At 68.4% G+C, this 23105-nt stretch carries 17 protein-coding genes; 7 read left to right on the top strand and 10 right to left on the bottom strand.

Going from position 1 to position 23105, the window contains the following annotated elements:
* Positions 1-66 precede the first annotated feature (66 nt).
* The 5 genes from OY559_RS19570 to OY559_RS19550 all read left to right on the top strand — a co-directional run bounded on the left by OY559_RS19570 (position 67) and on the right by OY559_RS19550 (position 4937).
* Positions 67-489 (top strand): protease inhibitor I42 family protein, encoded by a 423-nt coding sequence (locus OY559_RS19570; RefSeq protein WP_277727966.1) that lies wholly within the window; start codon positions 67-69, stop codon positions 487-489.
* A 52-nt stretch (positions 490-541) separates the two neighbouring features.
* Positions 542-1231, top strand: coding sequence for a DUF2711 family protein (locus OY559_RS19565; RefSeq protein WP_277727965.1), 690 nt, complete (start codon positions 542-544; stop codon positions 1229-1231).
* A gap of 135 nt (positions 1232-1366) precedes the next feature.
* On the top strand, positions 1367-2620 hold the full coding sequence (locus tag OY559_RS19560) for a lytic murein transglycosylase (protein WP_277730070.1): 1254 nt from the start codon (positions 1367-1369) through the stop codon (positions 2618-2620).
* Positions 2617-3483 (top strand): D-hexose-6-phosphate mutarotase, encoded by an 867-nt coding sequence (locus OY559_RS19555; protein ID WP_277727963.1) that lies wholly within the window; start codon positions 2617-2619, stop codon positions 3481-3483. Before OY559_RS19560 ends, OY559_RS19555 begins: the two co-directional genes overlap by 4 nt.
* A gap of 209 nt (positions 3484-3692) precedes the next feature.
* Positions 3693-4937, top strand: a complete 1245-nt coding sequence (locus OY559_RS19550) for a TCR/Tet family MFS transporter (RefSeq protein ID WP_277727962.1) — start codon at positions 3693-3695, stop codon at positions 4935-4937.
* A gap of 51 nt (positions 4938-4988) precedes the next feature.
* Here the strand turns inward: OY559_RS19550 and OY559_RS19545 are convergent, their stop codons facing one another.
* The 5 genes from OY559_RS19545 to gltB all read right to left on the bottom strand — a co-directional run bounded on the left by OY559_RS19545 (position 4989) and on the right by gltB (position 14011).
* A complete protein-coding gene (locus OY559_RS19545) occupies positions 4989-5447 on the bottom strand; it encodes a PepSY domain-containing protein (protein WP_277727961.1) in 459 nt (152 codons plus the stop codon).
* 132 nt (positions 5448-5579) lie between these two features.
* Positions 5580-6758 carry a benzoate/H(+) symporter BenE family transporter gene (locus OY559_RS19540; RefSeq protein WP_277727960.1) on the bottom strand — a complete coding sequence of 393 codons (1179 nt, stop codon included), beginning with the start codon at positions 6756-6758 and terminating at the stop codon, positions 5580-5582.
* Positions 6759-6874: 116 nt separating this feature from the next.
* Positions 6875-7762: a methylglyoxal synthase gene (locus OY559_RS19535; protein ID WP_277727959.1), complete on the bottom strand. Its 888-nt coding sequence runs from the start codon at positions 7760-7762 to the stop codon at positions 6875-6877.
* Between the two features lie 122 nt (positions 7763-7884).
* Positions 7885-9330, bottom strand: a complete 1446-nt coding sequence (locus OY559_RS19530; protein WP_277727958.1) for a glutamate synthase small subunit GltD family protein — start codon at positions 9328-9330, stop codon at positions 7885-7887.
* Between the two features lie 208 nt (positions 9331-9538).
* Positions 9539-14011, bottom strand: a complete 4473-nt coding sequence (gene gltB / locus OY559_RS19525; RefSeq protein ID WP_277727956.1) for a glutamate synthase large subunit — start codon at positions 14009-14011, stop codon at positions 9539-9541.
* 369 nt (positions 14012-14380) lie between these two features.
* On the opposite strand from gltB, the gene OY559_RS19520 reads away from it, so the two are divergent.
* Both OY559_RS19520 and OY559_RS19515 read left to right on the top strand, forming a co-directional pair.
* A complete protein-coding gene (locus OY559_RS19520; RefSeq protein WP_277727955.1) occupies positions 14381-15118 on the top strand; it encodes a hypothetical protein in 738 nt (245 codons plus the stop codon).
* A gap of 43 nt (positions 15119-15161) precedes the next feature.
* Positions 15162-16553 carry an alpha/beta hydrolase family protein gene (locus tag OY559_RS19515; protein ID WP_277727954.1) on the top strand — a complete coding sequence of 464 codons (1392 nt, stop codon included), beginning with the start codon at positions 15162-15164 and terminating at the stop codon, positions 16551-16553.
* A gap of 77 nt (positions 16554-16630) precedes the next feature.
* Here the strand turns inward: OY559_RS19515 and OY559_RS19510 are convergent, their stop codons facing one another.
* Genes OY559_RS19510 through OY559_RS19490 form a run of 5 tightly spaced genes read right to left on the bottom strand, consistent with a single transcriptional unit; the run spans position 16631 to position 23103 of the window.
* Positions 16631-16996, bottom strand: a complete 366-nt coding sequence (locus OY559_RS19510) for an I78 family peptidase inhibitor (protein WP_277727953.1) — start codon at positions 16994-16996, stop codon at positions 16631-16633.
* A 59-nt stretch (positions 16997-17055) separates the two neighbouring features.
* Entirely contained in the window at positions 17056-18885 is a 1830-nt protein-coding gene (locus OY559_RS19505; protein ID WP_277727951.1) for a carboxypeptidase-like regulatory domain-containing protein, read from the bottom strand.
* Entirely contained in the window at positions 18882-21056 is a 2175-nt protein-coding gene (locus OY559_RS19500; RefSeq protein ID WP_277727950.1) for a hypothetical protein, read from the bottom strand. Before OY559_RS19500 ends, OY559_RS19505 begins: the two co-directional genes overlap by 4 nt.
* Entirely contained in the window at positions 21053-22216 is a 1164-nt protein-coding gene (locus tag OY559_RS19495; protein WP_277727949.1) for an N-terminal double-transmembrane domain-containing protein, read from the bottom strand. The genes OY559_RS19500 and OY559_RS19495 overlap by 4 nt, the downstream gene beginning before the upstream one ends.
* A complete protein-coding gene (locus tag OY559_RS19490) occupies positions 22213-23103 on the bottom strand; it encodes a DUF58 domain-containing protein (RefSeq protein WP_277727948.1) in 891 nt (296 codons plus the stop codon). The genes OY559_RS19495 and OY559_RS19490 overlap by 4 nt, the downstream gene beginning before the upstream one ends.
* Positions 23104-23105: the final 2 nt, after the last annotated feature.

Raw genomic sequence — 23105 nt, 5'->3', positions numbered from 1 at the left:
GCCATTTTACGGACGGGGCCTAAAGCCGGGGTGTATAAGGACGGCGTCTCCAGGAAGGACGCGACCATGCGATCACTGCTGTTGCCGTGCTTGTGCCTGCTGCTGTTTGCCTGTGCCAGCGGCCCCGTCATTGGCAGCGGTCCGCCCACGGATGCGCTGTCTGACGATGGCCTGGTCCGCCCACAAGGCGACGCGCCGGTGACGATGCGGGTGGGCCAGGTGCTCGAGATTGCCTTGATGGCCAATGCCAGCACGGGCTACCAGTGGGAATTCACCTCGGACGGTGCCCCGGTGCTGGCCCGGACCACCGGCCCGGCCACGCCGCCGCCGATGGATACCCAGCCGCCGATGCCGGGCGCACCGTCGCTGGCGCGTTGGTGGTTCCGCGCGGAGAAGCCGGGCGAGGTCACCGTGCGGATGGTTTATCGGCGTTCGTGGGAAACGGTGCCGCCGGTGGAGGTGGTGGAGTATGAGGTAAAGGTCGAATGACGCCGGCGGGTCATTGCAGCCTGCACGGACGACCGGGCAACAGGGAGGCGCCATGAGTGTTCCGCTCGGCGGGTCCGTGTCGCCGAGGTGTCCGCAGGACGGGAAGATCCTCGCGCATTTCGCGGGCGAGTACGACACGATTTACGTGGCGCTCTCGCCTTTCATCAGGCCGCGTTCGATGCTGCGGGATCGGTTCCGGCCAGACACCTATCCGGATCATCGGATGATCGTGGCGAACTGCGCGCCGGTCTGCTGGGCCGACGTCCAGCGGCTCGCGGGCTTCGAGTCGCTCGAGGAGATCGACATCGCGCTGAGGACCTCGCTCCTTGGACTGCGTCGCGATCTGTGTCGCGAGGATCTGGCGGAACGGCTGGTGTCTTGCCTTGCAAGAGAAGGACTCATCCCTCCGGCCGAAGGCCACCATCCGGAACTGATGTTTGCGATGGTGATGCAGATGTTCGCGGAGCTTGGTCATGACGCGGCTGTCGTCGCGGATGAATTCGGGGAAGGCGCCCGAATGCATCCGATCGGCGACCTGGTGGCTGGTTCCGTGCAGCTTCCCTCCCACTGCAGCATCCACACCCCGGACCGGCGCCTGCTATGGACGGCCCATTGGGATAGTCACTGCACGTTCCTGTGCGCTTCCAATGACATCCTTGAACATCTGAGTGTGGATACACGGCTGGAGGGCTTCCATTGCTCGCCGAAGACAGAGGTCTACTGGAGCGTCCATCCCCGGTGACGTTCCAAGCGACATGGCCTCGCCCGCGCAATCGGTGGCTTGGCTTCGCAGTCACCTGAGGGCAAAGTGACGCCTCCCCCAGAAAAGGCCAGGGAGGCCGCCATGAAACACTCCGCGCTCTTGCTTCTGCTGTCGATGGCGGCAGGTCCCATCTTTGCGCAGGATTCGCCCCCGGTCGTGGCTCCTTCGCCACCCGTATCGGCCGCCATTGCCGGGCCGGTGCCGGATCCCGTCTTCACCACCTGCATGACCACCCTGCGCGGCATTGCCGAAAAGCAGGGCGTCACGACGGCCAGCTTCGACACCTACACGAAAGACCTGGTCGCCGACATGAGCGTGCTGGACCTGCTGGATGCGCAGCCGGAGTTCACCACGCCGCTGTGGGATTACCTGGCCGCGCTGGTCGATGACCAGCGCGTGGCGGACGGGCAGGCGATGCTGACGACGCATGCGGAACTGCTGGGCCGCGTATCGCAGGCCTATGGCGTGGACCCTGCGACCGTCGTCGCCGTGTGGGGCGTGGAGAGCGACTACGGTCGCGTGTTCGGCAAACGCCCGCTGCTGGTGTCGCTTTCCACGCTGTCGTGCTTCGGCCGTCGCCAGGCGTTCTTCCGCGGCGAGTTCCTGACCACGCTGGAGTTGCTGCAGGCCGGCGACGTGCGGGCGGAGGGATTGAACGGATCGTGGGCCGGCGCCTTCGGCCATACGCAGTTCATGCCCAGCACATACGAACGCATCGCGGTCGACTTCGACGGCGATGGTCGTCGCAACCTGATCGACAGCATTCCCGATGCGCTGGCTTCTACCGCGAACTATCTGGTGAAGTCCGGATGGCGCACCGGCGAGCCGTGGGGGTATGAGGTGAGGCTGCCTGCCGGCTTCGACATCGCGCAGGCAGGACGCACGAGCCGCAAGCCCCTGACCCAGTGGGTGGCGCAGGGCTTGACCCGCATCGATGGCCAGCCGTTGCCGGCGGATGACCGCAATGCCGCAGTGCTGGTGCCGACGGGTGTCGCGGGTCCTGCGTTCGTGGTGTTCAAGAACTACGACGCGATCTATTCCTACAACGCAGCGGAAAGCTACGCGTTGGCCATCGCGCTGCTGGCCGACCGCCTGCGTGGCGGCACGGGCCTGGTCACGGCCTGGCCGACGGACGATCCCGGCCTGGGGCGTCCGGAACGCCGTGCGCTGCAAACCCTGCTGCTCGCGCGAGGCCACGCCATCGGTACCGCGGACGGCATGATCGGTACGCAGACGCGGCGCGCCATCGTCCTCGAACAGCAGCGCCTGGGCCTGCTGCCCGCAGACGGCCGGGCTGGCACGAAAATCCTCACCGCATTGAAGGCCGAAGGTCCTCCCGTTGCGCTGCCGGAGTCGCCCCGGCCATGAATGCGCTTCCCGATGGCGTGACCCGTGAGGCCTGGCAGGGCATCGACGTGCTGCGTGTGGAAACACCGTTCTCCGTCGCCCGCCTCAGTCTGCATGGCGCGCAGGTGCTGTCGTTCGTGCCAACAGGCTTCGATGACCTGCTCTGGGTATCACCCACCACCGCATTGCCGCCGAAAGCGATCCGGGGCGGTGTGCCTGTCTGCTGGCCGTACTTCGGCAGACAGGGACAGCCGGACGACGCCCCCCAACACGGCCACGCCCGCCTCTCGCGCTGGCCGCTGACCGACGCGCGTCGCGAAGCCGATGGCGGTGTCGTGCTGAAGCTCGCGTTGCCGCTGCGCGACGGCGTGCCGCTGGAACTGCAGATGTCCCTGCACATCGGGCGCGAGCTGCGGCAGAGCATCGACACGCTGCATCGTGGTGAAGCACCGTACCGGCTGACGCAGGCCCTGCATACCTACTTCCACGTCGCCGATGCGATGCAGGTGCGCGTCACCGGGCTCGACGGCCTGCGCTACGACGACAAGTACGACGGCGGCACGCACGTGCAGTCCGGCGACTGGTCGCTGCACGACCCGCGCGATCCTGGCCGCAGCGACCGCATCTATGCCGGCACCGGACACCGGTTCGACCTGCTCGACCCCGCAGGCGGTCGCCGCATCCGGCTCGACACCTTCGGCAGCCGCTCGCTGGTGGTGTGGAATCCGGGCGAGGCCGGCGCGCGCGGCATGGCCGATCTGCCCGACGCGGGATGGCGGAACTTTGTTTGCCTGGAAGCCGCGAATGCGAGCGACGATGCCATCGAACTGGAGCCCGGCCAGCGCCATCGGCTGAGCCATGTGATCTCGGCGGCCGTCCTGTAGAGCCCACCTGTGGGAGCGACGTCAGTCGCGATCGCACGCGTACCGGTGTGCACGGCGCCAAGGGTGCGGAAGTGCGTCCAGATCGCGAACATCGAACATCATGGACCGCCATGGTCTGCGATCGCGACTGACGTCGCTCCCACAAGAAGCCTCCACCACGGCTGGTGGCATGGCCTACACTTGCGCACCCTTCCGCCTGTCCCGGTCCCGTGAACGCCGAATCGCACGCACAACCCGGTCGTCGCGCCGCGCTGATCTTCATCTTCATCACCGTGCTGATCGACGTGCTGTCGTTCGGCGTGATCATTCCGGTTCTGCCGGGGCTGGTGCGCCAGTTCACGGGCGGTGACTTCGCGCAGGCCGCATGGTGGGTGGGCGTGTTCGGCATGCTGTTCGCGGCCATCCAGTTCGTCTGCACCCCGATCCAGGGAACACTGTCGGACCGCTTCGGCCGTCGGCCGGTGATCCTGCTGTCGTGCCTGGGGCTGGGCGTCGACTTCATCCTGATGGCACTCGCGCAGTCGTTGCCCTGGTTGCTGGTGGCGCGCATTTTCTCGGGGGTGTTCTCGGCCAGTTTCACCACGGCCAATGCCTACATCGCCGACATCACGCCGCCGGAAGGCCGCGCGAAGGCCTTCGGCATGATCGGCGCCGCATTCGGCGTCGGTTTCATCATCGGCCCGATCATCGGCGGCGAGCTGGGTGCCATCGACCTGCGCCTGCCGTTCTGGTTCGCGGCGGGCCTGGCGCTGCTGAACTTCCTGTACGGCTACTTCGTGCTGCCGGAATCGCTGCCGAAGGAGAAGCGGACCGCGACGTTCGACTGGGCGCATGCCAACCCGGTCGGATCGATGGTGTTGCTGAAGCGCTATCCGCAGGTGTTCGGGCTGGCCGCCGTGGTGCTGATCGCCAACCTCGCGCACTACGTCTATCCGAGCGTGTTCGTGCTGTTCGCCGAGTACCAGTATCGCTGGAGCGAGCGCCAGGTCAGCTGGGTATTGGCCGCGGTCGGCGTGTTCAGCGTGATCGTACAGGCGGGTCTGGTCGGCCGTGTGGTACCGAAGTTCGGCGAGCGCCGCACGCTGCTGTTCGGTCTGGCCTGCGGCGTGGTCGGTTTCTTCATCTACGGGACGGCGGACGTCGGCTGGATGTTCCTGATCGGACTGCCGATCAGCGCGCTGTGGGGCCTCGCGGGTCCGGCCACGCAGGCGCTGATCACGCAGCAGGTGGGCGCCGACGTGCAGGGCCGCATCCAGGGGGCGTTGATGAGCCTGGTGAGCCTGGCCGGCATCGTGGGTCCGATGATGTTCGCCGGCACCTTCGCGCTGTTCATCGGCAAGCAGGCGCCGATGCATCTGCCCGGCGCTCCGTGGCTGCTGGCGGCGCTGCTGCTGGCCATCGGCTGGCTGGTGGGCTGGCGTTTCGCGCGGCCTCCCTCGGCCCAGGCACGTTAAGAAGAAGGCCGCCCTCGGGCGGCCTTCTTCATGGTGGGCAGACGATGTCGATCAATCGTTCTCGACGTGGATGACCTCGCCGGTGTTGGCGGCCAGGTGGATCTCGACATCGTTGCCGTCGGCCCGCTCGGCCTCGGCCTTCCAGACGCCGTCGTCGAAGCCGACATCGTGGATCTTCGAGTAACCGGCGGCGGCCAGCTTGGCCTTGATGTCGTTCTCGCTCAGGTTCGACACCAGCTTCTCCGCCACGATGTCGCCGCTGGCCGGATTGATGCGCACATCGACGCGGTCACCGTTGGCGCTGGTGGCATCGGTCTCCCACTGGCCGTCCTCGAAATCGAGGTCGTCGATGTTGGTGTAGCCCTTCTCGGTCAGCAGCGCGCGTACCTGCGGCTCCTTCAGCGCGTCCTTGCCGGCCGTGGGCGCGGGCGCCTGCGCGAAGGCGGTGCCGGAAAGGGCGGCAAGCGCGGCCAGGGTCAACAGGTGCTGGCGGTAGCGGGTGGTGTGCATGGGATTCTCCTGCAAGGGTGTAGCGGCGATCCTGCCCACGCCCACATCACCCCCGGGTGAATCCGACGGCTTCAAACTGAATAGTCCACGCCGCTTTCACCTGCATGAGCGGCACGCGAACACGGGCGCTCGCTATGCGCGCCGCCACACCAGCAGCGCGGCCACGCCGGCGAGCAGTCCCCAGAAAGCCGATCCGATACCTGCCAGCGACAATCCGGATGCGGTCACCAGAAACGTGACCAGCGCCGGCTCGCGATCGGATTCCTCGCGCAGCGCGGCGGCAAGGCTGTTGCCGATGGTGCCCAACAGCGCGATGCCGGCGATCGCCAGGATCAGTTCCTTCGGGAACGCGGCGAACAGCGCGGCCACCGTCGCACCGAACAGGCCGACGACGACGTAGAACACCCCGGCCGCGATGGCCGCCACGTAACGCCGGGAGGCATCCTCGTGCGCTTCGCGGCCCATGCAGATCGCGGCGGTGATCGCGGCGAGGTTCAACGCGAACGCGCCGAACGGCGCCAGCAGCAGGTTGGCGACACCGGTCCAGCCGATCACGGGCGAGATCGGGATCGCATACCCGGACGCACGGATCACCGCCACGCCCGGTACGTTCTGCGAGGCCATGGTCACGATGAACAACGGGAGCGCGATGCCGACCACTGCGGCCAACGAGAAGGTGGGCGCGATGAAGATCGGCTTCGCCAGTTCCAGCGAAAGCCCATCCACACGCAGCAATCCGAGCCCGGCCGCGAAGGCGATGCCGACGAGCAAGGTCAGGATCACCGCATAGCGCGGCAGCAGGCGGCGCGCGAGCAGGTAGACGACGAACATCGTCAGCACCATGCCCAGTTGCGTCTTCATCGCGCCAAACGCCTCCAGGCCGAAGCGCAGCAGCACGCCGGCCAACATGCCCGACGCCAGCGACACCGGGATGCGGCTGATCATCCGTTCGAAGAAACCCGAAAAGCCGCAGGCCGCGATCAACAGCGCCGACAGCAGGAACGCACCGATCGCATCCGACAGCGGCAACCCGGCCGCGCTGCTGATCAGCATGGCGGCCCCCGGCGTGGACCACGCAGTCACCACCGGCATGCGGTAGCGCAGCGACAAGCCGATGCAGGTCAGTCCCATGCCCAGGCCCAGCGCCCACATCCAGGAACTGATCTCGGCCGGCGAGGCGCCCAGCGATTGGGCCGCCTGGAATACGATGACGGCGGAGCTGGCGAAGCCGACCAGCACGGTGACGAAGCCGGCGGCGATGGCGGAGAGGGACAGGTCTTTCAGCAGGTGGCGGGGTGGGTGGGGGTCCATGGAGCCGTTTCTCTTGTGGGAGCGACGTAAGTCGCGAACGCCTTCTCAACCAACTTCGATCGTCATTCCCATGATGGCCAACAGGCATGCCTCGACAGGCCTCGCGCCTTCGCGACTTACGTCGCTCCCACAACAGCGAGGCGGCGCTTGGTTACCGCCTCACACCATCGCCTGGCCACGGCCAGCGACGTCGTGCACACGGCCTCGTCGGTTACGGTGGTGACGGCGCGCTCCAGCAGCTGGATGTCGGCCTCGTGCTGGCGCGCGACATGCGGGTTCTCGAAGAAGATCACGCGCTGGCAGCGGTGTTCCAGCACGCGATCGGCGATCTGCGCGTCGCCGCCCAGCGGGCCGCTCTGGAAGCGCTCCACCCACGGCGTATCGGTTGGCCAACCGCGGCTCCACGCCAGTTCATTGAGTTGCTGGCCGGTGGTGCCGGTGGCCATGCGGTGGGCGAAACGCGACAGCACGTCGAAATGATCGCCGACGAACGCGACCATCTGCGGTTTCATCGCATCGTGCGCGATCAGGGCCAGCGTCTGCGTTTCCAGTGCATGGAAGCGGTCCGCCCCGCGGTCCGGTGCGAAACCGGCGTGGATGCGCTCCATCTCGACCCAGTCGCGTGCCGACGCCACGGTGGAAAGGAACGGCTTGCCGTGGATGACGCACTGCCGCTTCAGCGCCACGGCTTCGGGGAAGATCGAGGACGGATCCACGGGATCGATGAAGTAGATCGCGCCATCGAGATTCCGTTCCGCGCCTTCCAGCCCGACGACTTCCGCCACCAGCTTCATCAACCCGCCATCGCGGCCGTAGGGATAGCGCCTGAGTCCGTCGTAGCCGCGCAGCATGCCGGCAGCCGCAATCGCATCGTGCGTGCGTCCGACGGCATGCAGGCCCAACTGCAGTTCGCGGATGCCGGATTCGCTGGCGCGCAGCCAGCGGAACAGCGCGGCGTCCTCGGTGTGGTGATGCAGGCGGTTGGCGGCAAGGCCGAGGCGCATGGGCGGATCGTGTGGAAGGTGAGCGGCGAGTCTAGCGTAGGGCGGGCTCAAGCCCGCCACGGTGGTCGCCACGCATGAGCGAGCGGTGCGCGGCTCCGCGACACGGTGGGCTTGAGCCCACCCTATGTCAGCAGCAGCGTCGCGATGCTGCCCGCCGCGTCGCGCCCCTCGGCCACTGCCGTGACCACCAGGTCCGCGCCACGCACTGCATCGCCGCCGGCGAACAGCTTCGGGTTCGTGGTCTGGAAGGCGAGGCGGTCGCCGCCGCCGACCACGATGCGCCCGTTCGGCGTGCCTTCCACACCCTGTTCGGCCAGCCATGCGGGCACGCTGGGCGAGAAGCCGAACGCGATGATCACCACGTCGGCCTCCAGCACCGACTCGCTGCCTTCGATCGGCACTGCGCTCTGGCGCCCGCGTTCGTCCGGCTCGCCGAGTTTCGTTTCGACGACCTGCACGCCGGCCACCGTGCCGTCGTCGCCGGCCACGACGCCCAGCGGCTGGCGGTTGAACAAAAAGCGCACGCCTTCTTCGCGCGCATTCGCGACTTCGCGCGCGGAGCCGGGCATGTTCGCTTCATCGCGGCGATAGGCGCAGGTGACCTTGGCCGCACCCAGGCGGATGGCACTGCGCACGCAATCCATGCCGGTGTCGCCGCCGCCCAGCACCACCACGCGCTTGCCGTGCAGGTCGGGCAACGCCAGCTTGTCTTCCCAGCCCGCGATCGGGCGACCCCACGGATCGCCGCCACCGACGATGCGGCCGTTCTGCACCAGGAAGGGCAGGGCAGGCAGCACGCCTTCAAGATCCTGTCCCGGCAACCCGCCGTCGGTGTAGCGATAGGCGCCGGTACCGAGGAAGACGGCGTCGTACTCGTCCAGCAACTGCGCCAGGGTCACGTCGCGACCCACGTCCACGCCCAGGCGGAACTCGACGCCCATGCCCTCCAGCACCTCGCGCCGCTGCGCGATGACGCTCTTGTCCAGCTTGAAGCTGGGAATGCCGAACTGCAGCAGGCCGCCGATCTGCTCGTAGCGGTCGTACACCACGGCCTGGATGCCGGCGCGCGCGAGGCGGTCGGCGCAGCCCAGCCCCGCCGGCCCGGCACCGATCACGGCCACGCGCTTGCCGGTCGGCTTCACGTCGCTCAGGTCCGGGCGCCAGCCGTTCGCCAGCGCGGTATCGACGATGTACTTCTCCGCTGCGCCGATGGTGACCGCGCCGAATTCCTCCAGCGTGCAGCTGCCCTCGCACAGGCGGTCCTGCGGGCAGACGCGGCCACAGACTTCAGGCAGCGGATTGGTGGAATGGCACAGCTCGGCGGCTTCCTCGATGCGGTTTTCCTGCAGCAGCTGCAGCCACTGCGGGATGGCGTTGTGCACCGGGCATTTCCAGCTGCAGTACGGATTGCCGCAATCCAGGCAACGGCCGGCCTGGTACTGGGCTTCCTCCTTGCCGAACTTGCCGTACAGCTCGCCCCAGTCGCCGGACGTGCGCAGCTCCAGCGGAATGCGCTGCGGCATCGTCCGCGGCAGGTCGAGGAACTGGAATACCTGCTTCTTGCTCATGGGGCGTGCCTCTGCCCCCTCCCCCGTTCACGGGGGAGGGTTGGGGTGGGGGGACAACCGGCGCCGGGACGGTGGTGATGCCGTGTTCGCGTCGAGTGTCTGCTTCGTGCGGGATGCAGGCGGCCGAGCGTCCTGGCTTCGGTCTGCCCCCATCCCAGCCTTCCCCCGCACGCGGGGGAAGGGGCGAGTCCCGGGCACCGGCGCGCACTCATGCCGCGCGCCTCAAGGTCTCGTTCAACGAATCGATGCTCGCGGCCTTCGGCTTCACCAGCCAGAACTTGCCCACGTAGTCGCGGAACTCGTCCAGGATCTGCTGCGCCCAGATGCTGCCGGTCAGTTCGCGATGGCGGCTGATCAGCGTGTGCAGGTGCTGGCGGTGGCTTTCGAAGCCTTCCGGGCTGATGCGGTGGATGTCGATGAGTTCGTGGTTGTAGCGGTCGACGAAATCGCGGTCCAGGTCGAGCACGTAGGCCAGGCCCCCGGTGAAGCCGGCGCCGAAGTTCAGGCCCACCTTGCCGAGCACCAGCACGATGCCGTCGGTCATGTACTCGCAGCAGTGGTCGCCCGCGCCTTCGATCACCGCCAGCGCGCCGGAGTTGCGCACGCCGAATCGCTCGCCGGCACGTCCGGCTGCGAACAGCTCGCCGCCGGTGGCGCCGTACAGGCAGGTGTTACCGATGATCGGCGTGTTGCGTGCCTCGAACCGCGCGCCGCGCGGCGGACGCACGACCAGCCGGCCGCCGGCCATGCCCTTGCCCACGTAGTCGTTGGCTTCGCCTTCCAGCTCCATCAGCAGGCCGCCGGCGTTGAATGCGCCGAAGCTCTGGCCGGCACTGCCGCGGAAGCGCAGGTTCAACGGTGCGTCGGCCATGCCGTGGTTGCCATGTACGCGCGCGATGGTGCCGGACAGGCGCGTGCCGATGCTGCGGTCGGTGTTGTGGATCAGGAAGCGATGGTCGCCGCCGCTCTTCCTGCGGATCGGTTCGGCGAGCAGGCCGTCCAACTGGGTGGCCAGGCTGTCCGGCGACTCGTACAGACGCTGCGCAGCGCAGGTGCTGCTGTCGACCTTTGCGCCCTTCAACAGGCGCGACAGGTCGATGTTGACGCCTTCCCGCGGCGACACCTCGATCTGCTGCAGCAGGTCGGTGCGACCGACGATCTCGTCCAGCGAGCGCGCGCCCAGGTACGACAGCCACTGCCGCACTTCCTCGGACAGCAGGCGGAAGAAGTTCTCCACGCGCTCGGGCAGGCCTGTGAAGTACTGCGTGCGCAGGCGCTCGTCCTGCGTGGCCACGCCGGTGGCGCAGTTGTTGAGGTGGCAGATGCGCAGGTACTTGCAACCCAGCACGATCATCGGGCCGGTGCCGAAGCCGAAGCTGTCGGCGCCCAGCAGCGCCGCCTTGACCACGTCCAGGCCGGTCTTCAGGCCGCCGTCGGTCTGCAGCACGGTGCGGTCGCGCAGCTGGTTCACCACCAGCGCGTGGTGCGCTTCGGCGACGCCGAGTTCCCATGGCACGCCGGCATACCGGATCGAGCTCACCGGGCTGGCGCCGGTGCCGCCGTCATGGCCGGAGATGGTGATCAGGTCCGCGCCCGCCTTCACCACGCCCGCGGCAATGGTGCCCACGCCTGCGTGCGACACCAGCTTCACCGACACCAGCGCGGTCGGGTTGACCTGCTTGAGGTCGAAGATCAGCTGCGCGAGGTCTTCGATCGAATAGATGTCGTGGTGCGGCGGTGGCGAGATCAGGCCGATGCCGGGCTTGGCGTAGCGGAGCCGCGCGATCAGCTCGTTGACCTTGTGGCCGGGCAGCTGGCCGCCTTCGCCGGGCTTGGCGCCCTGTGCGACCTTGATCTGCAGCACTTCGGCATTGACCAGGTACTCCGGCGTCACGCCGAAGCGGCCGGAAGCGACCTGCTTGATCTTGCTGCGCTTCTCGGTGCCGTAGCGCGCGGGGTCTTCGCCGCCCTCACCGGAGTTGCTGCGGCCGCCGAGGCGGTTCATCGCGATGGCGAGCGCCTCGTGCGCCTCGGGCGACAGTGCGCCGAGCGAGATCGCCGCGGTGTCGAAGCGGCGCAGCAGGTCGGAGGCGTCGGCCACCTCGGTCAGCGGCGTCGGTGTGTCGGCCTTCTTCAACTGCAGCAGGTCGCGCAGCGCCGAGGGCGGCCGCGAGTTCACCGCGTCGGCATAGGCGTGCCAGTCGCGCGCTTCACCGGTGCGCGTCGCGCGCTGCAGCGTCATCACCACGTCCGGGTTGTACATGTGGTACTCGCCGCCGTGCACGTACTTCAGCAGGCCACCGACTTCGGGCGACTCGCGGTCGTTCCAGGCGCGCGCTTCCAGCTGGCGGGCTTCCAGGTCGAGCCGTTCGAAGCCGACGCCGCCGATGCGCGACGGCGTTTCGGCGAAGCAGAGGTCGACGACCTCCGGATCCAGCCCGACGATCTCGAACAGCTGCGCGCCGCGGTAGCTGCTGATGGTGCAGATGCCCATCTTCGAGATGATCTTGGACAGGCCCTTGTAGATGCCCTTGCGGTAGCTGCGGCCGATTTGCGCCTGCTCGCCGCCTTTCTTGATCTGCAGGATGCCGCGCCGGCCCAGGTCGAACAGCGTCTGGTAGGCGAGGTACGGATACACGGCGGTGGCGCCCACGCCGATCAGGCAGGCGATGTGGTGCGGGTCGCGCGCAGTGCCGGTTTCGACGATCAGGTTGACGTCGCAGCGCAGGCCTTCGCGGCACAGGTGGTGGTGCACCGCGCCGGTGGCGAGCAGGGCGTGCACCATCGGCCGGCCCTGCTGCGGGCGGCGGTCGCTCAGCACCACCATCACCATGCCCTCGCGTGCGGCCTGCGCCACCTCGGCGCTGATGCGCTCGATGGCGGCCTTCATGCCTTCCGCGGGGTCGTACGACAGGTCGATGTAGCGGTGCTTCTGGTCGTACGGCGCCATCTTCACGATCTGCCGCAGCTTGCGCTGGGACAGCACCGGCGAATTGAGGATGATGTGGTGCACAGTTTCCGGCCCGGCGTGGAAGATGTTGGTCTCCCGTCCCAGCTGGGTGGTCAGCGACATCACGCAGTCTTCGCGCAGGGGATCGATCGGCGGGTTGGTGACCTGCGCGAACGCCTGGCGGAAGTAGTCGTACAGCGGACGCGTCTGTCGGCTCAGCACGGCCATCGGCGTGTCGTCGCCCATCGAGCCGGTGGCTTCCTGCTCGGTCTCCGCCAGCGGGCGGAGCACGCCTTCGACTTCCTCCGACGTCAGCTGGAACAGCTTGTGGTAGCCGCGCAGCGTCTTCTCGTCGAACGGCGCATCGGTCAGCGACGGATCGATCAGCTCGGTCTGCAGGTAGGTGACGCCCTGGTGCAGCCATTGCTTGTACGGCGCGCGACCGCGGTTGATGCGGTCCACCGCCTCGCTGTCCAGCAGGTCGCCACGCTTGAGGTCGATGGCCATCATCTCGCCCGGGCCGAGCTTGCCCTTGCGGGTCACGCGCTCGGCCGGCACTTCCCACACGCCGGCTTCGCTGGCGACGATGAAGTGGCGGTCGCTGGTCAGCATCCAGCGCGCGGGGCGCAGGCCGTTGCGGTCGAGCGTGCATGCGGCGTAGCGCGCGTCCATCGAGACGATGCCGGCCGGACCGTCCCACGGTTCGGTGTTGAGGCCGTAGAACTCGTAGAACGCGGCCAGGTCGGCGTCCTTGAATTCCAGCGACTGCGTGGCCGGCGGCACCAGGATGCGCAGCGCCTGGATCAGCTCCATGCCACCGGCGACGAGCAGTTCCAGCATGTTGTCCAGGCTCTGCGAATCGGAGCCGTGCATCGAGATGACCGGATCGAACTCGGCGATGTCGAAGCGCGGCGTCTTCCACACCTTGCTGCGCGCCTGCGCCCAGCGGCGGTTGCCCTCGATGGTGTTGATCTCGCCGTTGTGCGCCAGCAGGCGGAACGGGTGCGCCAGCGGCCAGCGCGGCAGCGTGTTGGTCGAGAAGCGCTGGTGGAAGACCACCGCGCTGCTGGCCAGCTCGGCGCGCTGCAGGTCGGGGTAGAAGGTCGACAGCTTGTCGGGCAGCACCATGCCCTTGTAGCCGATCGCATGCGGCGACAGCGTCACCACATAGAAATCCGGCACGGAAGTACGCAGCTGCTGTTCGCTGCGGCGACGGGCGAGGAACAACGCCAGCGTGAAGTCGTCGTCGCCCTGCTCGGCGCCCGCGTCGACATACAGCTGTTCGATGCGCGGCAGCGTGTCCTTGGCCAGTTGCCCGCACACCGCGTCGTTGGTCGGCGGCACGCGCCAGCCTTTCACCGCCACGCCGGTGCGGAACAGTTCGGCTTCCAGCGTGGCGCGGCACTGCGCGGCGAGCGCGTCGTCGTGCGGCAGGAAGACCAGGCCGGAAGCGAAGCGCTCGCCCAGCGCGATGCTGGATTCAGCGGCCAGCGCGCGCAGGAAAGCATCCGGTTTGCGGATCAGCAGGCCGCAGCCATCGCCGGTCAGCCCGTCGGCGGCGACGCCGCCGCGATGGGTCATGCGCGAGAGCGCGGCAATGGCGGTATCGACGAGCGCGCGCGAGGGCTGGTCGTCGAGTTGCGCGATCATGCCGAAGCCGCAGGCGTCGCGTTCGTCGTTCGGGTCGTAAAGACCCTGGTCAAAGCCGCCTTGGCGATTGCGAGGGGCCATGTCTTGCCTCAAACCGGAGTGACGGCGACACCGTGCCCTGCCCGCGCAGCGGCACTTCGAAATGTCACCGGAAATCCGACTAGACCATAGATGTTGCGACGCCGCAACAACACCTTTTGAGCGCCACTTGTTGGTTGCAACGGCAACTTTTTGTGGGCGCATGGGTTAACTTTCCGGCATCGCGGTGCACGGCGTCCGACGCCCCGAAGCCGGGGTCGCCAGGAATGTCCCTGTCCGCTTCGCTGCGGCGAGGAGAACAGGAGGAAGAGAGCGCTGCGACCATGTTCACGCATGCACCAAGGCAGATGAGGTAATACGTCACTCCGCACGGCCGGACCGTCCGGCCTGTACGCGACAAGGAGGTTCCACGTGTCAGTGTGCAAGCAGGACCGAAATGCCGCCGCCAGGGCCGCAGCGCTGACCCTATTATTGTTGCCGCTGCTGGCAGCCTGCCAGACCGCAGGACCGGTCGGCCGCATCGTCGCGCCGTCGAAGGTGGAGCCATCCGATCCGCCGCTGAATCCCTATCCGGCGCACGTCGTCCGACTGTATGGCCGTGCGCCAGAGACGCTCGACTTCCGTTTCCGCGTCGCTTTCCTGTCCACCAATCGCGAAGGCGGCTGCTGGAATCATGCTGGCTTCTGGGAGGGAGGCGGTGAAAAGGCGTTCTCCTACGACATCTACCCGGTTCGCAAGGGGGAGACGTGGGAAGCGGATCTGGTGGTGGACCGCTACCTGCCGGGGCGATGTGGATGGAACATCGATGCAGGCACGCTGATCATCGTAAAGCCTGCCGAGCTTGAGTGGACCCACAAGGGGCTGCTTGGCGGCGGACAACTGGTTGTTGGTGATATCAGGGGCAAGGACGACACAGCGCCGCGCTGCGAGCCTGGCCATCCCCGATGTACGGAGGAGCGCAGCAGGCGCCTGAGCAATGCAGATGAGACTATCCCGGTGGAGGTTCGGTGCCATCGCATTCCGCCAGATAAGCGTATCGGCGACACGCTTTTCATTTGCAACGACTTTCCCGAGCACAAGACTACGCACTTATGGAGACAAGGCGTCACGCGAGTCAGAATAGATCTGTATGACCTGGGTCAGGAATGACCTCGCGTGCATCAAACAAGCGGTGTCAGCAAGGAGCTATGCCATGGATGATCTTGAAATTCCTGATACCCCCGCCGAATGGACACGTGGCGTGGATTACCGAAAAGAGTTGGTCATGGCGCGCTTCAGTCGCGCAAGCTACCTGGACCAATCGGGCATCAACAGTGCTGATAAGCGCATCAACCCGGATTACGAGCAGCTCTTCGCCGAGTCACTCGGATCGCAGAGATGGAGGCTGCTACACAGCGGAGACCATAATTCCACCAGCGGCTTGGTGATCCATGCCTTCGCCAACGACGCCGAGAAGCACATCGTCATCGCCGTCCGCGGCAGCGACGATCCGCTGGACTGGAAGGGCCCAAACATCGCCGTGGCCCGCGATGGCGAGCTGCCCGACCTGATGGGAGCGCCGGCGCCGGCCACTGATCGCACGCGGGCGCAGATGGCCCGCCTGCAGGAGGCGGTGCTGCCAGGCGATGCCTGGGATCCGCAGTTCCAGCAGGCGCTCGACTTCGCCAAGGGCGTGCAGGACACCTATGGCCGCCAGGGCTACCGGATAGAGGTGACCGGCCACTCGGCAGGCGGTGCGCATGCGCAGGTGCTCAGCCATACCTTCGGCTGGGGCGGACGCACCTTTGACGCGCCCGGGGCCGCCAACATCGTGGCGTCGGACGGGTATCGGCAGTGGCTTGGCGAGCACCGGATGACGCCGATGCAGGCTCCGGACTTCCGGGCGGATGCGTTCGATGGCGGCTTCCTCAACTACACCGTCAACAACAGCGTGGTGTCGCACAAGACCGGCCCCCATATCGGCGAAGCGCAGTCGATATCCAGCCTGGAGGGGCGAGAAGGTTTCGGATCACACGCGCGCTATGTCGCCGGCCTGGTCGGCGGAGGCATCAACGAAACGCCGCTGGCCGGCCAGGCCTTCAAGGCCAGCGGTCTTGGGCGGTTGGCCAATCTGGTCGGCCCGATCGCACATGGCAGTCAGCACGGCGTGGATGCGCTGGATCGACATGACATGAGCCGCATCGTGGGGGTGTTCGAGGAAGCGGTGCGCCGGCAGGAGCAGGGTGAACGGCAACCGCTGCCCATCTTCGGCGAGCGTGCGTTGCCTCCCGAGCCTCCGTTGGCGAGCCATGAAGCACGGCAGCCGGCGCATGAAGCAACGTTTCCGGCGACTGGCCATGCGCTGTTGGCCGGAAGCGGCCGCGAGGCACTGGCGCGCATGCTCGAAGCGGCGTCGAGGGGTGATGCAGATGCTTGCCGCGCTGCGATGGAGCGCCTGCATGCTTCGCCGGAAGCCGAAGCCTGGTTGAAGAATGGCCAGGAGCGCCTGCTCGCGCAGAACGGGATCGGGCCTTCGCACGAAGGACCAGGCGCCACATCCGTTGGCGAATTACACGGCAGGACGGAACACGGTCTGGCCAGGTGAGGCGTAAGCCGGGGCGTAAAAGAAACGCCGTCCGCGAAAGACGGACGGCGTAGGTTTGTCTGGCAATGCGTGCGACGTCAGCCGCAGTTGACCGACGTCGCCGCGCCCTTGTCGTCGAGGATGATGTTCAGGCGGTCCGGATTGAAGTCCATCGTCGCCGCGTCGCCCGGCTTCAGGGCCCGCACGGAATCCGACTTGCTGTCCGTCTTCGCCTGCTCGATGTCCTTCTCGCTGGGCGTCTTGCCGATGATCCACTGCGCCTGGGTGTCGTCGCAGGTGCCGGCGAGTTCGGTCGGTGCCGGTTGCGCGGGCGGTGGCGTGGCGGCCTCGCTGGCGGCGGCCTGGGCCTGCTCCGCGGCGGCGGTCTGCTCATCCGTATCGGGCGCTGAACACGCGGCCAGCGAGAGGGTCAGCAACAGGGCGGGGATCGCCGTTCGGATCATGCGGAACTCCGGAAGGATGGGTCTGAAGGAAAGATTACGTATCTCACATTCGAGAGTCGTTAACCGATCACGGGACGGCGGCGCTCCAGCCACCACAGCAGACCGGCCGCGAGCAGGAAGCCGAGGAACCACGGCCACGCGGCCCCACGCGACCCCTGCGTTGCCAGCGCGGGGGCGACCTGACCCGTCGAGGGTCTTGCCGCCAGGCGCACGGTCTGTTCGCGCACGGCCATGGCATGCAGGGAGGGTGCGTCCCCTGCCGCACGCACGTGGAAGGGTGCAGCCGCTTCGCCCGACGTCAGCTGATGCCAGCCCGCCATGCGGGGCCAGAAACCACCGCAGCGGGCCGTGCCGGTGACCGGATCGCGCGGCACGCGGGTGAGGGTTCCATCCGGCGCGGTCACCTGCGCCCCGTCGTTGAGGCCACAGAGCGCCACGCGCTGCGAGATACGGGCGTCGTCGGGTACCGCCAGAGCAGCGACCGTCGTCGTGCGCGCGAGCGTGCCCAGTGCCTGCGACCACAACGCGCCATGGGCGTCGGCATGTCCGGACAGCGCCAGCCTGTAGGTATCGATCGGCGTCCACGCCGCGATGCGCCCGCGGCCCGCCGCGCGCCACCAGGCGACCGCGGTGCCGTCCGCGTCGCGCAGCAGCGCGATCGCCTCCGGCGACGACGTCCGCAGTGCCCGCCGCGTCAGCGTCGGCAGTCCCGCCGGCACGGCATCCGCATCGACCGGCGCCTCCGTGGTGCCCGCGCCGCGGCGCGCGCGCCAGGCGTCGTCATCGGGTGCCGGACGTGGCAGGTGGAATTCGGTGTCGTCGTTGCCGGCCAGCGACAGGCCGAGCAGGCGTTGCACACCTGGCGCCAGCGCGCCATCGGCACGCACCAGCACGCCCAGGCCGTCGCGGATGGCCGCGATGAGCGCCGCGCGCTGGCCGTCGCCGAGCGCCGCAGCGCTGCGTGCATCCAGCAGCACCACGTCGAACCGACGCAGCGTATCGGCCGTCATCGGCAGCGGTGTATCGCCCAGCTGCAGGCCGCCGCCCAGGCTGACCTGCAGATGCAGCGGAATGCCGGCATCGGTGGCCCAGCGGCGCAGGTACTTCCACTCCGCATTGGGCGCTCCCGCCAGTGCCCACACGCGCGGCGCAGGCGTGGGCTGCGTCCATACCGGCACGGTCGCGGTGTCGACGACGGCACGCTTCGCATCGAGCACCTCGATGCGGAACTGCGCCGGACCCGGCAGGCGCGCCAGGCCGCCCAGGCGGAAGCCGCCCTGCGCATCCGGCGTCGTCGTACTGATGCGCTGGCCGGCCGGATCGCGCAGCACGACCGTCGCCTGCGGCAGGTCGTGCACGCGACCGCTGACGACGAAGGGGGTGCCGGGTGCGACTGGCGCGGCCGGTGCCAGCTGCATGATGCCGCGCGGTAGCGGCGCAGCGGCGAACGTCACTGCGCGGTCGCCGAGCGCATCGCGGTCGCGTGCTTCCAGGCCTGCACCGACGATGTGCAGCGCCTGCGCTTCCGGATGACGACGGAGCGCGGTGCCGAGGTCGGGCACGCGCTCCGCATCGACATTGGCTGGCGCTTCCGGCAACACGACGCGCGGCTGGCCCTGCAGCGTCGCGGGCAGGGCGACATCGTCCGCCCGCGACGTCATCACCACCAGCGAGCCCGTGGCGACGGTCTGTCGCGGAGGCAACAGGGTGAAGTAGAGCAGCAGCGCACCGACCGGCTGCAGCAGGCACAGCAACACGAAGCGCGTCGGCGGACCTCGGCGGTCGTGCGGTGCGCTGCGACGCCACCGTGCGAGGCGCAGCCACGCCATCATCACGGCGAGCGTCAGCAGTACGGCGAGCAACAGCGGCAGGGTGGCGGACAGATTCATCGCGGCGGCTCCTGCTGCAAGGCATCCAGGTAATGACGCCCTGTCTCATCCGCCCCATCGCGCCGCGGCACCTGCGCAGGGGGTTGCGCCGAGACCGACCACAAGAGCGCTCGCAGGCGCTGCCGGCAGGGCGCGCAGGCCGGATCGCCGCGCACTTCGTCGATGGCGGCGAACAGGTCGAGCGCATCCGGCACGCGCGCCTCGTTGCTGCGCAGCCATGCCTGCAATGCATCAAGGTTGGCGGCATCCACGGGCACGCGGTCGTTCGCCAGCGCAGACCAGGCTCGCGTTGGTGCCGGCGCATCGTCTTCCTGCGGGCGGGCGAGTGGTCCGAGCGCGCGCGGCGCGATGCCCGTGCGGTCGCCACCGAGCCGGCGCGTCTCGTCGATCGGTGGCAGTTCCGGCCCCACCCGCGCCAGGTAGATGCGCGTGGCCTGCTGCACCTGCTTGATGTACTCCAGCGCCTTGTAGGCGAACGGCAGCGCCCGGTCCGGGTGGCCCTGGCGCAGGTGCAGTTCCGATTGCCACATCTGGTCCAGCGCCTTCTTCAGGGTGGCGCGTGTCTCCGGATCGAGCAGCGTCGCGGCTTCGGCATGGTCGTGGGTGTGGCCGTAGGCTTCCAGCACGTCGGCTTCGCGGCCGAAGCTGGCGCCGGTCGCGCTGGTGGCCTCGCCATGACCATGGCCGTCGTCGGCCTGCGCGGATTCGCCGGCATGGTCGTGGCCGTCGTCGTCCGTGTGGCCGTCCTCCGCATCGTTGGTCGGCGGCGGTTGCGGCTCGCCTTCGGCTTCCTCGCCGAGGAACTGGCCGTAGCGCAGGCGCAGGATGCGCTGGTCCACGCCGATCGCGTCGGAGCGTTGGACGAAGCGCTCCGCCGGCAGGCTGCGCTTCTGCTTCTGCAAGGCCTCTGCGTCGATGATGATCTGGCGCTGGCTGCGGAAGTAGGCCGGCATCACCTTCTTCACCAGCCCTTCCAGCCCCGTGCTCTCCTGGCCCAGGTCGGCGGGCCAGCGCAGGATCAGCCCGGGACTCTGCGCGCGCTGTGGTGAGGGCGAACGGGTGTCGTGCACGGTGAGCTGTGCGATCAGGTCGTCGCCCACGGCCATGCCGAGGGCCTTCAGGTCGAGCGACGCACTGAAGCGACGGGATGTCGCCGGACCTGTGCCACGCAGCGTCATCACCTGTTCCTTGAAGGCGATGTTCTCGCCGCTGCCTTGCGCGAGCGTCAGCTTCAGCGTGGCGCTGGGCGTGATGCCGTAGTCGTCGCGGGCCTCGAAAGCGAGCGGCCACCGTGTCTGCCCCACCGTCACCTGGCTGAGGCCGCGATCCGGGGCCAGCACCTTCACTTCCGGCACGCGGTCGAGGATCGCATCCAGCCGGTGCAGCTTCGTCGGCGGTTGGCCCTCGGTGCCGGCGGCAACCACGCGATACAAGGTCGACTTCGCCAGCACGCGTGTCGCCTGCCAGGTATCGCCGTCGCGGGCCAGCGCGATCCGCTGCCCGTCGTGGAAGACCAGCGCCGCCGCGGTCGGTTGCGGATCGAAGCGCAGCGTCCACGCCAATCGCGAGCCGGCCGGGGCCTTCGCGTCCAGCGAGGGCTCGTCATGCGCTGCGATGCCAGTGTAGGCGGGCGGGGCCACATGCAGGCGCTGGGCCACGAGGTGCGGGATGCCGGGCGTGGTGGGGACAGGTTCGTCCGAGGGCTGGAGCACACCGGGCTCGCCGGCACGACCGGGCCATAGCAGCGCGGTTGCGATCACGACCGTCGCCGCGATCCACAGCGCCGCGATGCGCGCCCATGGCCACGGGGTACGCAGGTCCGGCGCCGGCCGCGTGCGCAGACGGTCGCGCACGCGTGCCTGCTGCAACTGTTGCAGGGGTGACAACGAAGCGGGCGGCGTCAGCAGCAGGTCGGCGCTGTCGTCGAGATCCTTGCGCCGCGCATCGAGCTGGCGCACCAGCCAGGGGGTGTCGAAGGCGCGCGTCCGTCGCCACGCGAGGACCGCGAGCAGCGCGATGCCCATGGCGACGATCCAGGTCGCGAGACCTGGCGACGCGGCGCGCCACAACACGCCGCCGACCGCCACCGGGATAGCCGCACCCAGCAGCACCTGGCCGAGCAGCGCATGCCGGCGTACCTGCGCCAGACGGTCGGTCGCCGAGAGCGTCATGGCGCCGCGCTCCGCGTGCGTCGCGTGGCCATCCAGCGCTCCACCAGCAGCAGCAGGGCAATCAGCAGCGCCAGCCACGGCTGCAGGTCGCGTGGCGCGACGGGATAGGTCTCGCCGCCGGTCACCGGTGCGTAGTCGGTGGCCCGCACACGACGGGGCGCCTCGACAGGAGCATCGAACAGGGCGCGCAGGCGCTGCGCAAAGTCGGCTTCGACCAGCGCCGGCATCGCATCGGGCCGCAGCGGCCGGGTGAAGCGCAGCACGCGTCCCTTGCCGCGGATGGCGGATTCGACCACGGCAGTGCCATCGGCATCGCGCCACGGCGTCGTGTCCGGCGCAAAGCCGTCGAACGTACTGTCGTTCGCCAACAACACGGTGCCGCCCGACGCGACCCACTGCACGACCGGTGTGGGCACCGGACCGGGGACCAGCCAGATCAAAGGACGCGTGTTCGCAGGCAGGGCGTCTTCACGCATGCCGATCTGCAAGGGTGATGGCCTGTCGGGATCCGGCTGCCAGGCACGCGCGGCGGCGCGCAGGTAACGAAGGCCGGTGACGTCGCCCGCCTCGTGGCGCAGGACGAGCGACGGAGGTGCCGACGGCGGCGCGGGCGACGCCGGCATCGCGCCATCGACCACCATCCACGTCACCGCGCGCGACAGCATCGGTCGCTCGGCATCCGCGCCTTGCAGCGTCGCAGGTACCACCACGGTCAGCGGCGTATCGGGCGGCAGCTCGGCGTCCAGTTGGCGCAACAGGCTGGCGATGGCGGGCGTTCCGCCGGGGACGGGTTCGTCCAGCGACGGAAAGCCGGGTGACAGCCAGCGCAGGCTCGCCTTCTGATCGCCGGTCTGTCCCCGGGCCATCGCGGCATCCACGCCGGGCACGGCGACGACCCACGGGCGCGCATCGTCCATGCCCGACAGCACCGGCCGGGCCAGCCAGAGCGCCAGCAGCGCAAGCAGCAGAAGACGAAGCAGCAGCAGCGGCCACTCGTCGAAGCGGATCTGGTGGCGGGGCTTGGGCTTCTGCCGCAACCAGCGCAGCGCGGCGAAGTCGGTCGGTGTCTGCTCATGCCGGCGCGCCAGGTGCAGCAGCAATGGCAGCAGCAACGCCACAAGCGCGACCAGCCCGGCAGGCAGCAGCAACGCCAGGCTCATGCGTACTCCGCCGCGTCGCGCGCGCCGAACAGCCGCCGCAGCGGCAGGTCCAGCGGTTGGTCGGTGTAGTAGCGCGCATGGCGGATCCCGCTGGCATCGAGTCGCGCATCCAACAGGCGCTGAGCCTCCGCGAAGCGTTGCAGGTAGTCCGCACGCAGCGCGGCGGCATCGCCCAGCAGTTCCTCGCCGGTTTCCGGATCGCGGAAGCGATGCCCGCCGGTGAACGGAAAGTCGCGCTCGTCCGCCGTCAGCAGCTGGATCGCGAGCACTTCGCGGCGCGCCGCCGCCAGGCGTTCCGCCAGAGCGGGAATCGCGTCGTCGAACCAATCGCTGAGCACCAGCACCAGATCGCCGACGCCGATGCGTTCGAACACAGGACCCAGCCGTCCCTGCGCGGGAAATGCGCCGTCCGCACGCAGGCTGTGCAAGGCGAGTAGCAGCTGGTCGCGCTGGCGCACGCCGTTGCCCGGCGAGACCAGGCGCACGCCATCACCATGCAGCACCAGCAGGCCGAAGCGGTCGCCCTGACGCAACGCCAGCTCGGCGATGCAGGCGGCCAGCCGGCGCGCGGCATCGAAGCGCGTGCCACGCTCGCCATCGCGCTGCGTCATCGAGGCGGTCGCATCGAGCACGATCCACACCGTCAGCGGACTCTCGCGCTCGGCTTCGCGCACGAAGAAGCGGTCCGAGCGTGCGTACAGCTTCCAGTCGATCTGGCGCAGTTCGTCGCCGGGTTCATAGGCGCGGTACTGCGCGAACTCCAGACCGGCACCGCGGCTGCGGCTATGGTGCACACCGATGCCCTGCGCACCGATGGCGCGGCGCGCGGTCAGCCGCAGGTCCTTCAACCGGCTGCGGACGTCGGCGGGGATCAGGTCGTGCGCCACGG

Origin of the sequence: Pseudoxanthomonas sp. SE1, from assembly GCF_029542205.1 — a bacterium.
Classification (GTDB): Bacteria; Pseudomonadota; Gammaproteobacteria; order Xanthomonadales; family Xanthomonadaceae; genus Pseudoxanthomonas_A.
This window is presented reverse-complemented; position numbering and strand designations above follow the sequence as displayed.

Bases quoted from the DNA above. Each gene is read 5' to 3' on its own strand.
- OY559_RS19570 (WP_277727966.1), top strand. From the start codon at position 67: ATGCGATCACTGCTGTTGCCGTGCTTGTGCCTGCTGCTGTTTGCCTGT.
- OY559_RS19565 (WP_277727965.1), top strand. From the start codon at position 542: ATGAGTGTTCCGCTCGGCGGGTCCGTGTCGCCGAGGTGTCCGCAGGAC.
- OY559_RS19560 (WP_277730070.1), top strand. From the start codon at position 1,367: ATGGCGGCAGGTCCCATCTTTGCGCAGGATTCGCCCCCGGTCGTGGCT.
- OY559_RS19555 (WP_277727963.1), top strand. From the start codon at position 2,617: ATGAATGCGCTTCCCGATGGCGTGACCCGTGAGGCCTGGCAGGGCATC.
- OY559_RS19545 (WP_277727961.1), bottom strand. From the start codon at position 5,447: ATGCACACCACCCGCTACCGCCAGCACCTGTTGACCCTGGCCGCGCTT.
- OY559_RS19540 (WP_277727960.1), bottom strand. From the start codon at position 6,758: ATGGACCCCCACCCACCCCGCCACCTGCTGAAAGACCTGTCCCTCTCC.
- OY559_RS19535 (WP_277727959.1), bottom strand. From the start codon at position 7,762: ATGCGCCTCGGCCTTGCCGCCAACCGCCTGCATCACCACACCGAGGAC.
- OY559_RS19530 (WP_277727958.1), bottom strand. From the start codon at position 9,330: ATGAGCAAGAAGCAGGTATTCCAGTTCCTCGACCTGCCGCGGACGATG.
- gltB (WP_277727956.1), bottom strand. From the start codon at position 14,011: ATGGCCCCTCGCAATCGCCAAGGCGGCTTTGACCAGGGTCTTTACGAC.
- OY559_RS19515 (WP_277727954.1), top strand. From the start codon at position 15,162: ATGGATGATCTTGAAATTCCTGATACCCCCGCCGAATGGACACGTGGC.
- OY559_RS19510 (WP_277727953.1), bottom strand. From the start codon at position 16,996: ATGATCCGAACGGCGATCCCCGCCCTGTTGCTGACCCTCTCGCTGGCC.
- OY559_RS19505 (WP_277727951.1), bottom strand. From the start codon at position 18,885: ATGAATCTGTCCGCCACCCTGCCGCTGTTGCTCGCCGTACTGCTGACG.
- OY559_RS19500 (WP_277727950.1), bottom strand. From the start codon at position 21,056: ATGACGCTCTCGGCGACCGACCGTCTGGCGCAGGTACGCCGGCATGCG.
- OY559_RS19495 (WP_277727949.1), bottom strand. From the start codon at position 22,216: ATGAGCCTGGCGTTGCTGCTGCCTGCCGGGCTGGTCGCGCTTGTGGCG.